Raw genomic sequence first — 12,918 nt, 5'->3', positions numbered from 1 at the left:
TTATTTGAACCGAGCCCAAGGTGCCGCGCTAATTTAGCGCGGCTTTTTTTTGGTTTTTTTGAGAGAGGGAAGGGGAGAGAATGGGGCAGGTTAGTGCTCACTAAGACTTAATTATTTCCAAACCTAGTTACTACCAACCTTATTTTCCGCCAAAGCAAAGATACTTAATGTCCATGTACTCATCGATGCCTTCTTTCGCACCTTCACGGCCAATACCTGATTGTTTCACGCCACCGAAAGGCGCGACTTCGGTTGAGATCATACCGTCATTAATGCCAACCATGCCGTATTCAAGCGCTTCTGCTACCTGCCATACGCGGTGAATGTTCTGGCTGTAGAAGTAAGACGCCAAACCATAAATGGTATCGTTGGCCATCTCGATAAGTTCTTCATCAGTTTCGAATTTCATCACAGGTGCGACTGGGCCGAAGATCTCTTGTTGAACGATGTCCATGCTGTGTTTTACATCTTTAAGAACCACAGGTTGAATGAACAAGCCGTCAAGCGCTTGAGTTGGGGTTACAGGCTGCGCACCTTGTTCAATCGCTCGGTCAATCAAACCTTGAATGTTTTGTTTCGCCCTTTCACTGATAACCGGGCCAATAGTGACGCCTTCATCTAATCCGTTACCGATTTTAAGCTGCTGAACGGCTTGGTCGAATTTTGCTACAAACTCGTCATGCACCTTGCTATGAACGTAGAAACGGTTCGCACAAACACAGGTTTGGCCTGCATTACGGAATTTTGAAGCCATTGCGCCTTGAACGGCAGCGTCGATATCCGCATCGTCAAACACGATAAACGGTGCATTGCCACCCAGTTCCATTGAGGTGCGCTTAATGCCTTTCGCAGCTTGAGCCATCAAGATACTGCCGACTCGAGTCGAACCAGTAAAAGAGATCTTTTTGATCAGTGGGTGTGATGTGAAAAGCTCGCCAATCTGTTCAGGGCTATCGCCAAGTACGACTTGAAGTAGATCTTTAGGAATGCCCGCTTGGTAAGCCAATTCAACCACAGCAAATGCAGAAAGCGGCGTTTCATCTGAGGGCTTCACAATAAAACTACAGCCGGCAGCAAGGGCAGGAGCGGCCTTACGAGTGATCATCGCAATCGGAAAGTTCCATGGCGTAATGGCACATGCGACTCCGATAGGTTGCTTGATGGTCACCAAGCGTTTGCCAGCGGCGGTGCTAGGAATAGAATCACCATAGGTGCGCTTGGCTTCTTCGGCAAACCATTCAATAAAGCTCGCGCCATACACCACTTCGCCCGTTGCTTCTGCTAACGGCTTACCTTGTTCAATGGTCATTAGGCGAGCAAGATCTTCTTTGTTTTCAAGGATCAGTTGATGCCAACCACTTAGCAATGCAGCACGGGATTTAGCGGGAATTTTTGCCCACTCTTTCTGCGCAACATGAGCACGTTCGATAGCGCTCTCTAACTCTGCCTCAGATGAGATTGGTGCGTGGCCAATAAGCTCACCCGTTGCTGGGTTTGTGACTGCAACTGCGTTGTTCGCTTCTGTCACCATAAAAGAGAGTAAGTGCTGGTTCTTAATGTTTAGCATCGTGATTCCTTTGTTGTGATTACTTTAGACGTGTTGCTTATGTGCGGGGTGGCATGTGTTGAAATGACTTCGACCAAATGTTGATTGGTCGAAGTTCATTGATGTTGATTCGCTAATCTTGGTCATTTTCTGAGATAGTTCTGCTCACTAGCCCCAGTTATCAGACTCGATTTTAGCGAGCGCTTTTGCTGCTTTTTGAAGAGCTGGCAGAAACTTGATCGCTTCGTCTGGTTTTACGCGAATCACTGGCGCTTGTATTGCTAAGCCAAGATTGGATTGACCAGTAGAAGACGGTATCAATACAGCGATACAGACTAAACCGGGTAAGAATTCTTCATCATCAATAGCAAAACCTTGGATCTTCGCTTCTTCGATGTCTTTCTCTAGCGTCGAATAGTCGGTGATGGTTTTTACTGTGTATTGAGTGAGGGGCACACTTTCGATCAGTCTTCTGCGTTGTGATTTCGACATGTGCGCCAAAAACAATTTGCCTGTGGCTGAGCAATGTACGGGCACGCGAGAGCCGGGTTGTAGATGGAAGCGAAGCGGGGCTTCGGTTTCTGCGCGATCAAGATAGATGATTTCACCGCTCGACAGTGCCGTTAGGTTGCAGCTCTCGCCGACTTCTGCTCGAAGGTTTTCAAGAATAGTACGTCGTGCGCTGTGCATGGTGCTATTGAACAGCAGGTTTTCAGCAAGCTTTCTGAGTCGAATACCAGAGCTGTAATGCTTTTCGTCACCATCTCTTTGAATAATGCCCGCAGCTTCTAATTGTTGCAGCATGCGGTGCAGAGTTGGTTTCGGTAGTCCGGTTTCTTCGACGAGCCCTTGAAGAGAAATAAACTCATCTTTTTGCGCTATCACCTCTAATAGTGCAAAAAGTCGGAGAGTGGGCGTATCTCCTTGAACTTGTGGTGTTTCTGTTTGCATACAGTGATTCATCCTTGCGATATGTCTATGTATAAGAGTGTACATACCAAATTAAAAATCTTCAATTATCTGAATAAAATTTGACCTTTTTTATTATTTCAATAATATAAATATAAATTATGGAACAATTAATCTCAATAAATGGAATTTAAGATGAAGGCGATTGAACGGATTATTGATAAGGCTCACTTAGATCGTAAGCGAGTGGTTTTAAGCGAAGCAGAAGACCCTCGTGTACTCAAAGCGGCGCGATTGGCGATAGATAAACAGCTCGCTTACATCACTCTAATCGGCGATGAAAAGGCGATTATCGAAGCGGCGCAGTTGAACCACATTAATCTCGTCGGCATTCATATTGTGTCACCACAAACATCAGCACTCAAAGCTGTGTTGGCTGAACGGCTCTATGAACTAAGAAAAGCCAAAGGCATGACTTATGAAGATGCATTGGAGAAGGTCAAGGACCCACTGGTTTTTGCCAACTTGATGGTACGAGAAGGGCTGGTTGACGGCACAGTCAATGGCGCGGTTTACACCACGTCTGATGTAGTAAGAGCGGCGCTGCAGATTATTGGGCCAGCACCAGACAGTGAATTGGTGTCTAGCTTCTTTCTGATGATGTTGTGCGAGCCTTTCCATAATCTTAAAGGTGGCATGATTTTCAGTGATTGTGGTTTGGTGATTAACCCCAATGAAACCGAGCTGGCTTCGATTGCCGTAGCGGCATCAAACAGTGCTCAAACGCTACTGATGGAAGAACCTAAAGTGGCAATGCTGTCGTTCTCTACTAACGGCAGTGCGAAACACGAATCAGTCGATAAGGTTCGTAATGCCGCTCAGTTAGTGAAACAACGTTGTCCCGGAATAGCTGTCGATCAGGACGTTCAACTCGATGCCGCGATTGTTACTGAAATAGCCGCGAAAAAGCTGCCCGATTCAGAAGTGAAAGGCCAATCTAACGTATTGATCTTCCCTAATTTAGAAGCGGGGAACATAGGCTATAAGCTCGCAGAAAGGTTAGGTGGCGCAGTCGCGATTGGCCCGTTACTGCAAGGATTGAATCAGCCTGCCAATGACTTATCCAGAGGGTGTAGCGCGGAAGATATCTTCAATGTAATTGCGGTGACTGCCGTACAAGCGCAGCAAGGGAAAATACCAAATTCAACGACTGACGCGGCGGCTGATTCTGAAAGAAGAGAAGAATCGACCTTTGATTTTAGATACTAAAATCTAGTGCCTGAAGCTGATATTCACATTCAAATCAACCCCAAACAACCTAGTTAGGATTGCTAATGGAGTTACCTGTTTTACTCGCCATTCTTGCCACTATCGCGGTGGGTACCTACTTCCAAACCGTCACGGGTTTTGGCCTCGGTATCATCGTGATTGGTTTAACGGTCAGCCTTAATTTGGTTTCTTTACCCGTGATTGCCGCTGTGGTCAGTATCGTGACCTTGTTCAATTGCTTGGTCGCGTTGATGGGTAAGCCACTGCTTGGTGAACTCAAGATTCTGGTGGTGTTGGTCATCGGTATTATCCCCGGCGTATCGATGGGGGTGTTCTTGCTAGACGAGTTGAGCGATTCAGCCACGAATATTCTCCGAGGACTATTGGGGGCGATGGTGCTATTCGCAGGTTTGAGCTTTATGTTCAAACCTAAAACCAGAAAGGACCGTTCGGCAACGGTATCGTTCTTGTTATCTGGTTTTAGTTCTGGGCTCGCGGGTGGGTTATTCGGTATGGCAGGCCCACCGATTGTTTACCATCTCTATCGGCAGCCTTTTACGCTCGATCTGGTGCGAAGCACACTGCTGATGGTGTTCGCTTGTACGTCAATGTCCCGTACCGTCAATGTCTACGCTGCAGGCGACATGGAAGCGAGCATATTGTGGTTATCCGCTATTGCTGTTCCTCTGGTGGCGCTTGTCACAATGTTTGCTCGGCGTTTCCCACCGCCGTTGTCCAATGACCAACTCAGAAAGTTGGTGTTCATTGTGTTGATGTTGATTGGTGGGTATTTGATGGCTGTCTCTGCATGGTCGTTACTTGCTGTCTTTTAATTGCTCGTTATTTCTTAGTTACTCGCTGCCTTTTAGTTGCTGCTACCTCTTAAGAACATTCTGATAAAAGGCTAGCGGCTTGCTAGCCGATACTTCACAACTCCCCGAAACGTTATTGGTCACTGCGTACATCTCCAAACAAAAAGCTTAACGTTAAACAAAAACCTTAACGCTTTAGCATCTCAAATACGCTCTTAGATAATCCAAATAAGCAACTCTCCTGCACATCTAAGGTGATGTTACTGCGGTAGTACGGGCTTAAATCGACGCCCATTCCCACACCATGAATCTCAATTCCGTTTTTGGTCGACTCACGTTCAATCACTTGTTTGAGGTGGTTATCTAAATAGAACTGATCGTTGGCGGTGCTGGTGGCGGTATCCATCGGACAGCCGTCTGAGAACACGATCAAAACCTTTCTTTGCGCACTGTTCTGCTGCAACCGCTGACTAGCGAACTGCACCGCTTCGCCATCAATCCCTTCTTTAAAGATGTCTGCTTTACGAAGGCTGGCAATGCCAAGGCGAGAGCGTCTCCAATGGGTATCAAAATCTTTAAACACAATATGTCGAACTTCGTTTAAGCGGCCTGGGTGTTTCGGTTGGCCTTGTTTAAGCCACTGTCGATAGACTTTGCCACCGTTCCAGTTATTGGTAGTGAAGCCAATAATCTCAAATGGAATGTTGGCCAGTCCAACGGATTTGAGAATTGTATCCATCAGTAGACTTAGCTTGTGACTGTGTTTCTGCATTGAACCTGAGCAGTCCATCAAAAACGTGATGGCACATTGATGAGATGCGCCGATATCAGGTTGATAAAAGACAGTGCGATCCAATGGCGAGGTGATGAGCTTGGTGATGGTAGTGGCGTTAACAATACCTTCTTCTAAATGATCCTGACGTCGGTTCGTTTGTGGCGTGGCAACAAAGCGAGTGAGCATAGCGGCTAAACGGCGAGTGTTGACTTGTCTCGCCATGATGTCATCGGTGAGTTTCTGCCTCAGTTCGAGTAATAGAGCGCGCCTGACGAGTTTGTCTGCCGCGATAACTTGATCAAATTCTGAATTAAAGACCTGATAATTGGCACCCGAGAGTTCGAATACCTTGCTACTCCCTGTGATGTCGGTATCGACGTCTTCATCTTGAATGTCACCATCAACAATCAAGGCAAGCTGCGCAAGGATCTTAATGTCTTCTTCGACCGTAGGCGTGGGCGAGTTATCACTTTCTTGTTCTTGGATAATTAATTCTTGTGCAAGGGCTGTCAGCTCCTTAGCGCAGTGAGCAAACTGTTGTTGGTCGGTTCTATGTTGCTTTAAGCGCTTCAGGCTGTACCCGAAAGTAGGCACGATGCTGGCGCGAGTCGATTCGATGGTTTCAGCAATGGGTTCAGACACCGGAACGCCAGTTAAGCGGGTGTGGATGACTTGCATCAGAGTAAACAGCAACATGCCGATTCGTGATTCGGTGAAGCCATTCTGATGATATTGGTCGCTCCAATAAGCAAAGTTGAACTGAATACTGGTGGTCACGCCTTTTAGATAAGACGGGATTTGCGATTCAATTCGTACTTGCTCGCAGAAATCATATAACAGACGTTCGACTTCGTTTTTCGGTCGTAATGAATAGTGAAGATCAGCGTCTGAAAGTAATAATCGCAGTGCCGATGAATCGATCTTGCCTTGCATTGAAAGCTTGCTGTTTTTCAACTCGTGGCGAGAAACAAAGGTGAGATCGTTAGTATGTGCGGACTGGTAATAACAGGGGCTATTGCCTTTATAGAGACGTTCTCCCCGATAATTCAGACTCAATTCACCGCTGATCGCTCTGGCGACAGACACCCCAAGATCGAGGATCTTTTTCTGCTGGGAAGAAACATTGGCCATGGTTTACGACTCCGAGTGCGAATAGTTTTGAGTAGGCGTTTCTAAATCTTCACCAAAGCAACGGAAATAATATTCGCTAACCAGTTCTTTTTCTTCGTCTTCACAGCGATTCAAGAATGACAGCCTAAATGCGGTGGCTACATCGTCGAATATTTGGATGTTTTCGGCCCAAGTGAGCACCGTTCGCGGAGACATCACCGTTGAAAGGTCACCAGCTCGAAACCCGTTACGCGTTAACCCTGCGGTGGCGATCATTTTCTCAACCAGTTGTCGGCCACTTTCATTATTCAGCTCTGGAAGCTTGGATAGCACGATCTTAGTTTCATGCTGTGGATCTAAATAGTTAAGCGTGGCGATGATGTTCCATCTATCTAATTGACTGTGGTTAAGCACTTGAGTGCCCGAATACAAACCTGAGAAGTTACCCAAGCCAAGTGTGTTGCAGGTAGCAAACAGGCGGAAAGAAGGGTGAGGCGTGATCACTCGGTTTTGTTCTAAAGAGGTGTATTTACCGTCTTGCTCTAATAGTTGTTGAATCACAAACATCACGTCAGGGCGACCAGCGTCGTACTCATCTAACACCAGTGCAATGGGTTGTTGAATGCTCTGCGGAAGAATGCCTTCTTTAAACTCTGTTATTTGCATTCCGTCTTTAATTACGATGCTGTCTTTACCTATGAAATCCAAGCGACTTAAGTGTCCGTCTAGGTTGATCCTCAAGCATGGCCAGTTCAATCTCGCGGCGATTTGCTCAATGTGAGACGACTTGCCCGTCCCATGTGTGCCTTGAATCAGTGTGCGACGATTGGAGGTGAACCCCGCTAATATAGCTAGCGTCACTTCGGGGTCAAAACAGTAATTAGGATCGACTTTCGGCACATATTCGCCCGCATGTTCAAATGCCATCACGGTTAGATTACTGTCGATCTCAAAGCGTTCTCTCACACTTACTGGTTGCGTTGGTATCAATTCCGCCTCTTTCATCATATTTCCCTCTATATAGCTCATCACTTGTCGCTGCTATCGCGATATGACATCGATTATTAACAGCTCCTCTTAAGTTAATGGCACTTTTTGTACGAAAAACTACCAATAATGTGATCCAGTTTTATTAATTAGAATGAATTGTTCCAATTTAATATAAAAAGTTGACGCGCAAAAATTCTACTACTAAGGTGAAAATGAATTCGAAAAAGAGACAATTCATTCCGAAAAATGAAATTTTGGTTAACTCAAGGAGAATGGAAGAATGAGTGAGCAAGAAAAACGTACGGTTGTTTCCGGCACAGTAACAATGACACCATCAGAAGCGTTCGTTGAAACTATGGTTGCTAATGATGTTACCGACATGTTCGGCATCATGGGGTCAGCATTTATGGACGCAATGGATATCTTTGCTCCTGCTGGCATTCGATTGGTCCCAGTGGTACACGAGCAAGGTGCTGCTCACATGGCAGATGGTTACTCTCGTGTATCTGGTCGCCATGGCGTGGTTATCGGGCAGAATGGCCCAGGTATTAGTAACTGTGTAACTGCGATTGCAGCTGCATTCTGGGCACACAGCCCAGTCGTGATTGTGACGCCAGAGACTGGTACTAAAACAATGGGCTTAGGTGGTTTCCAAGAGTGTAACCAACTTCCAATGTTCCAAGAGTTTACTAAGTATCAAGGACACGTAACACACCCAGACCGTATGGCGGAATACACGGGTCGATGTTTTGACCGCGCGATGAGTGAAATGGGTCCAACTCAACTGAATATTCCACGTGACTACTTCTACGGCGAAACTCAAACCGAGATCCCTAAACCCGCGCGTTTAGACCGTGGTCCAGGTGGCGAGAAATCTCTGAATGAAGCAGCAGACCTGATAGCTGAAGCGAAATTCCCAGTCATCATTTCTGGTGGCGGTGTGGTAATGGCTGATGCAGTTCAAGAGTGTGCGGCACTGGCAGAAAGATTGGGCGCACCCGTAGTGAACAGCTATCTACACAATGACTCTTTCCCTGCGAGTCACCCATTATGGTGTGGTCCTTTAGGCTACCAAGGTTCGAAAGCGGCAATGAAGTTGATGGCTCAAGCGGATGTGGTTATCGCTTTGGGTACACGTCTCGGTCCATTTGGTACCTTGCCTCAACATGGCATGGACTACTGGCCGAAGAACGCGAAAATCATTCAGATTGATGCCGACAACAAGATGCTTGGCCTAGTTAAGAAGATTTCGGTTGGTATCTGTGGAGATGCGAAAGCAGCTGCGGTTGCTCTATCTGAAAGATTGGAAGGCCGCGCACTGTTGTGTGATGACAACAAAGGCGCTCGTCAAGATACAGTGGCAACAGAGAAAGCACTGTGGGAAAAAGAGCTTGATGAGTGGACACACGAACGTGACTCGTTCAGCTTAGATATGATTGAAGAAAACTCACACGAGACTCCGTTCTCTGGTGGCGAATATCTACACCCACGCCAAGTATTGCGTGAGCTAGAAAAAGCGATGCCTGAAGACGTAATGGTCTCGACGGACATCGGTAACATCAACTCAGTGGCAAACAGCTACTTACGCTTTGAAAAACCACGTAGCTTCTTTGCTGCAATGAGTTTCGGTAACTGTGGTTATGCGTTCCCGACCATCATTGGTGCGAAAGCGGCGGCACCTCATCGTCCCGCTATTTCTTATGCAGGCGATGGTGCGTGGGGCATGAGCCTAATGGAAACCATGACATGTGTTCGCCATAACATTCCAGTGACAGCCGTGGTATTCCACAACCGTCAATGGGGTGCTGAGAAGAAGAACCAAGTCGACTTCTACAACCGACGCTTTGTTGCTGGTGAACTTGAAAACCAAAGCTTTGCAGAAATCGCAAGAGCTATGGGCGCTGAAGGTATCACGGTTGATAAGCTAGAAGATGTAGGTCCAACCCTGCAAAAAGCCATCGACATGCAGATGAACGAAGGCAAAACAACCATCATTGAAATCATGTGTACTCAGGAATTGGGCGACCCGTTCCGCCGAGATGCACTATCAACACCGGTTCGTTTCCTAGATAAATACAAAGATTACGTATAAGTCATAGGAAGTTTGTCCGGCCACCGCATTATAAAGAGCGTGGTCGGACAATATTAACGGGTATTGGCAAAGTGCTTAAGTGAAGAACGTAAACGCTTAGTTCAATAATTTCTACTTAAACATTAGAACACTAATTAAATGTTCCATCGGTACATAAGTGGTTCTAGCTATATAAATTTTGTCACTCATTATTATTGTTCGATCCTTAACTAATGGATCCATAAATGGTCATTTTTGACGAAGATATATACCTATTATCATTTTTCAATAATTACAACGAAACTAATTTAACCATTGATTAACGTGATTATTAATGCTTTAACTTTACCGAATATAAATTAAGTGACTTATTGTATGAATGTTGTGAAAAATAAACGTTATATAAGCTCACTTGAAGAGCTGTATGAAATAATCGATTCACTCATTGCTGAGTGTAGTGGGCATCGTGGTTTGATTTATAACGTGTGTGATTATGAAAATAATAACCTGATGCCAAGCTTAGGTCGCTCAAATCGAAAGAATATTCGCCGTGTCGAACAAGAGCTTCTCTCGACCGTGAGAGTTTATGGCGGGCATTCGTTGAGTGCACATGAAATAAACGATTGGTTATTGATGTGTTTAGCCAAGAAACAGGGGTTTCCAACCCGTTTACTTGAGTGGACAGATAACCTGATTAATGCGCTGTGGTCTGTATGTCATAGCCAAAGTAAAGACTGTATCAATATTATTAAAGCCATTGATTATCATAAGGTTAGTGTTTTTAACTCACCCTGTGACTTCAATAAGACTCAGATATTCAATGTGGCTGATTGTGATCAGCAAGAGCAACGAAAAGATAAGTGGTATTCCATTCACCCATTTAAGGAAGGTGGCAATGATGCCATTCAGCCTTTGTACGATGAGAAAGAATATTCAAACGGTCTAGTGTCCGTTCATATTCTTCCATCAGCGAAAGTAAATCTGATAAAGGAATTAATATCCATGAATGTTTTAAATGAACCGACAGAATATATTGAAGAGACACTGGCTGATTTAAAAAATGAAGCCCATGTAGATAGTAATCAAGCAATGAATAAAGGTGAGGGTAATATCGAATTACAAGTTAATACTCATGATCGCCAGCTTGAGCAGTATGGCCGAAAGTACCATCAAGATTTTGATTTCGACTAAAGTCTAATATTTCTACTGATTTTATTTAGAGCTCATATAAATCTAGTGATTACGAGATAAATAAAATTAGAACACCAATTAATTTATAAAAAGATGAAATCTGTGAGCTTAAAGATTGTTTATAAAGTAACTCGAAGTTAGAGTGGCGAATCTTGTTATCAAGTTGTTAAATTCTCACAGATCTAGTTTAAACACTCTAATAAAAAGTGGCGCAAAGCTACTGAAATTTAAACCAATAACGAAAACATAAAGGATTCTGGAATATGAATATGCAAACCAATGCAGCGACATTCGTGCTGGAAAACCAAGTCGACACCGCCTTTTTACAGTCTTTTAGTGATGCATGGAATAACCATGATATTGAAGCGCTAATGTCGTTTATGACCGAAGACTGTGTCTTCCACACCGTGGCAGGAGAAGGCGAACTTGGCAACACTATCGAAGGGTACGAAGCCGTTCGCAATAGCTTTGAATTGGTTTGGCAGAACTTTCCAGATGCAGCCTGGAGCGACCCTGTCCACTTTGTGTGTGGCGACCGCGCGGTAAGCGAATCAACGTTCTCTGCGACTAACCCTGATGGCACTGTCATCGAAGCTCGTATGGTTGATGTGTTTACCCTGAAAGATGGAAAAATCAGCGTAAAAAATGCCTTCCGTAAAACAAGACCTCTTTTGACTCCTAACAACACTCCCAAGAGCTAGACACGAAACCACAACCCGTTCACGTGTTATGACTAGGAGAGTCGAATTATGAGTTTAGTAATGGAACAACCGGCAGCCGATGTGCCGCCAAAGGTGACAAGCACCCAAGCACAAGAAAGCACCCAAGCACAAGAAAGTACCCAAGCAAAAGAAAGATACGATCCAAAATACGATCCACTTAAAGACAAGAGCCCAGGTCACGGTAAGGAATACGCCCCGACTTATTGGGTAGATACCGCAGGCGCACCACCTGAAGATGATGGCCCAATTACGTCGGATATGGATGTCGATGTGGCGATAATCGGTTCAGGCTACACAGGCCTAAGTACCGCGATACACCTTGCTGAAATGTACGGCATTAAAGCGACTGTGATTGAAGCTAACCGCATGAGTTGGGGCTGCAGTACCCGAAATGGTGGTCAGGCTCAGTGTGCGTCAGGACGTTTGAAGCGTTCTCAGTGGATTGAACGTTGGGGACTGGAAACCGCGCTAAAAATGCACCGCGAATGCATCGATGGTATGAACACCTTTAAGTCTCTGATTAAAGACATTGATTGTGACCCGCAGCCGGGTGGCCACTTATACGTTGCTCACCGTCCAAAAGTGATGGCAACACTCGAGAAAGAAGCCAAGTTGCTGCGTGACACCTTCGATTACGATGCGCAGATCTTAGATGCGGAAACCGTAAAGCGTGATTACGTTGGTGACCAAGAAGCGGCAGGCGCAATGCATGAGCCAGAAGGTATTGGCATCCATGCAGGGAAACTGGCGTTTGGTTATCTAAGAAAGGCGAGAGCACTCGGCGTAAAAGTTCACCCAGCAAGCCCTGTGATGGGTTGGGAAACACGTAACGGTGTGCACTACCTAAAAACACCAGGTGGTGTGGTGAAGGCCCGTTCTGTCGGTGTTTGTACCGGTGGGTACACCAGCCAAGGTTTGCATTCAGAGCTTAAGAATCGCCTATTACCTGTACTTTCTAACTCGATGGTGACACGTCCGTTAACTCAAGACGAAATTGCCGCGTGTAACTTCAAAACCAATCAGGTGATTACTGATACCAGAATCCTGCGTCATTACTACCGTTTGTTACCCGATAACCGAGTGCAGATCGGTACACGCAGTGCCATCAGTGGCAAGAATGCACCTGAAAAGAAATACGAAGACATGTTGAGAGCGGATTTAACCCGAAAATTCCCTTCTCTTGATCAGATCAAAATCGATTATTCATGGTGGGGGTGGGTGGATGTTAGCCACGACATGATGCCAAGAATCTATCAGCCGAATCCAAAGCAATCCATATTCTACGCACTAGGGTATGGCGGCAATGGTGTGATGTACTCCGCTCAAGCAGGCAAGCGCCTCGCTCAGTGGATCGCAGGTGAAGGTCATAAGCTTGACTTGCCAATATTTGAATCAAAACTTCCGTTCCCCAACGTGAGGGAAGTGGTGGAATCTGAGATGTTTGCACCATTTCGAAGAGTAGGGCAACAGTTCCTTTATCAGTGGTATTCGTTAAAGGATGAAGTGCTTTAGCTACTCGAACA

The 12,918-nt window shown here is 45.5% G+C and carries 10 protein-coding genes; 6 read left to right on the top strand and 4 right to left on the bottom strand.

From position 1 onward, the window contains the following. Nucleotides 1-139: 139 nt before the first annotated feature. On the bottom strand, nt 140-1,567 hold the full coding sequence (locus tag QWZ07_RS03795) for an NAD-dependent succinate-semialdehyde dehydrogenase (RefSeq protein WP_192853513.1): 1,428 nt from the start codon (nt 1,565-1,567) through the stop codon (nt 140-142). Nucleotides 1,568-1,714: 147 nt separating this feature from the next. After that, nucleotides 1,715-2,497 (bottom strand): IclR family transcriptional regulator, encoded by a 783-nt coding sequence (locus QWZ07_RS03790; RefSeq protein ID WP_016790487.1) that lies wholly within the window; start codon nt 2,495-2,497, stop codon nt 1,715-1,717. A 153-nt stretch (nt 2,498-2,650) separates the two neighbouring features. On the opposite strand from QWZ07_RS03790, the gene pta reads away from it, so the two are divergent. After that, the gene (gene pta / locus QWZ07_RS03785) at nt 2,651-3,724 is read left to right on the top strand and encodes a phosphate acetyltransferase (RefSeq protein WP_192853514.1); all 1,074 of its coding nucleotides are present in this window, start codon (nt 2,651-2,653) and stop codon (nt 3,722-3,724) included. Between the two features lie 65 nt (nt 3,725-3,789). Then, the gene (locus QWZ07_RS03780) at nt 3,790-4,557 is read left to right on the top strand and encodes a sulfite exporter TauE/SafE family protein (RefSeq protein ID WP_065678121.1); all 768 of its coding nucleotides are present in this window, start codon (nt 3,790-3,792) and stop codon (nt 4,555-4,557) included. 166 nt (nt 4,558-4,723) lie between these two features. Here the strand turns inward: QWZ07_RS03780 and QWZ07_RS03775 are convergent, their stop codons facing one another. Further along, nucleotides 4,724-6,442 carry a cobaltochelatase CobT-related protein gene (locus tag QWZ07_RS03775; protein WP_192853515.1) on the bottom strand — a complete coding sequence of 573 codons (1,719 nt, stop codon included), beginning with the start codon at nt 6,440-6,442 and terminating at the stop codon, nt 4,724-4,726. Between the two features lie 3 nt (nt 6,443-6,445). Beyond that, the gene (locus QWZ07_RS03770; RefSeq protein WP_192853516.1) at nt 6,446-7,429 is read right to left on the bottom strand and encodes an AAA family ATPase; all 984 of its coding nucleotides are present in this window, start codon (nt 7,427-7,429) and stop codon (nt 6,446-6,448) included. Nucleotides 7,430-7,691: 262 nt separating this feature from the next. On the opposite strand from QWZ07_RS03770, the gene xsc reads away from it, so the two are divergent. From xsc to QWZ07_RS03750, 4 genes are all read left to right on the top strand, one after another. Further along, nucleotides 7,692-9,503 carry a sulfoacetaldehyde acetyltransferase gene (xsc, locus tag QWZ07_RS03765; protein WP_004731917.1) on the top strand — a complete coding sequence of 604 codons (1,812 nt, stop codon included), beginning with the start codon at nt 7,692-7,694 and terminating at the stop codon, nt 9,501-9,503. A 354-nt stretch (nt 9,504-9,857) separates the two neighbouring features. After that, nucleotides 9,858-10,673: an FRG domain-containing protein gene (locus QWZ07_RS03760; RefSeq protein WP_016795930.1), complete on the top strand. Its 816-nt coding sequence runs from the start codon at nt 9,858-9,860 to the stop codon at nt 10,671-10,673. A 263-nt stretch (nt 10,674-10,936) separates the two neighbouring features. Further along, on the top strand, nt 10,937-11,374 hold the full coding sequence (locus QWZ07_RS03755) for a nuclear transport factor 2 family protein (RefSeq protein WP_017064287.1): 438 nt from the start codon (nt 10,937-10,939) through the stop codon (nt 11,372-11,374). A gap of 48 nt (nt 11,375-11,422) precedes the next feature. Next, on the top strand, nt 11,423-12,907 hold the full coding sequence (locus QWZ07_RS03750) for an NAD(P)/FAD-dependent oxidoreductase (protein ID WP_192853517.1): 1,485 nt from the start codon (nt 11,423-11,425) through the stop codon (nt 12,905-12,907). Nucleotides 12,908-12,918 lie beyond the last annotated feature (11 nt).

Origin of the sequence: Vibrio lentus, from assembly GCF_030409755.1 — a bacterium.
GTDB lineage: Bacteria > Pseudomonadota > Gammaproteobacteria > Enterobacterales > Vibrionaceae > Vibrio > Vibrio lentus.
The sequence above is the reverse complement of the archived record's forward strand: the minus strand, read 5'-3'. Positions and strand labels throughout refer to the sequence as shown.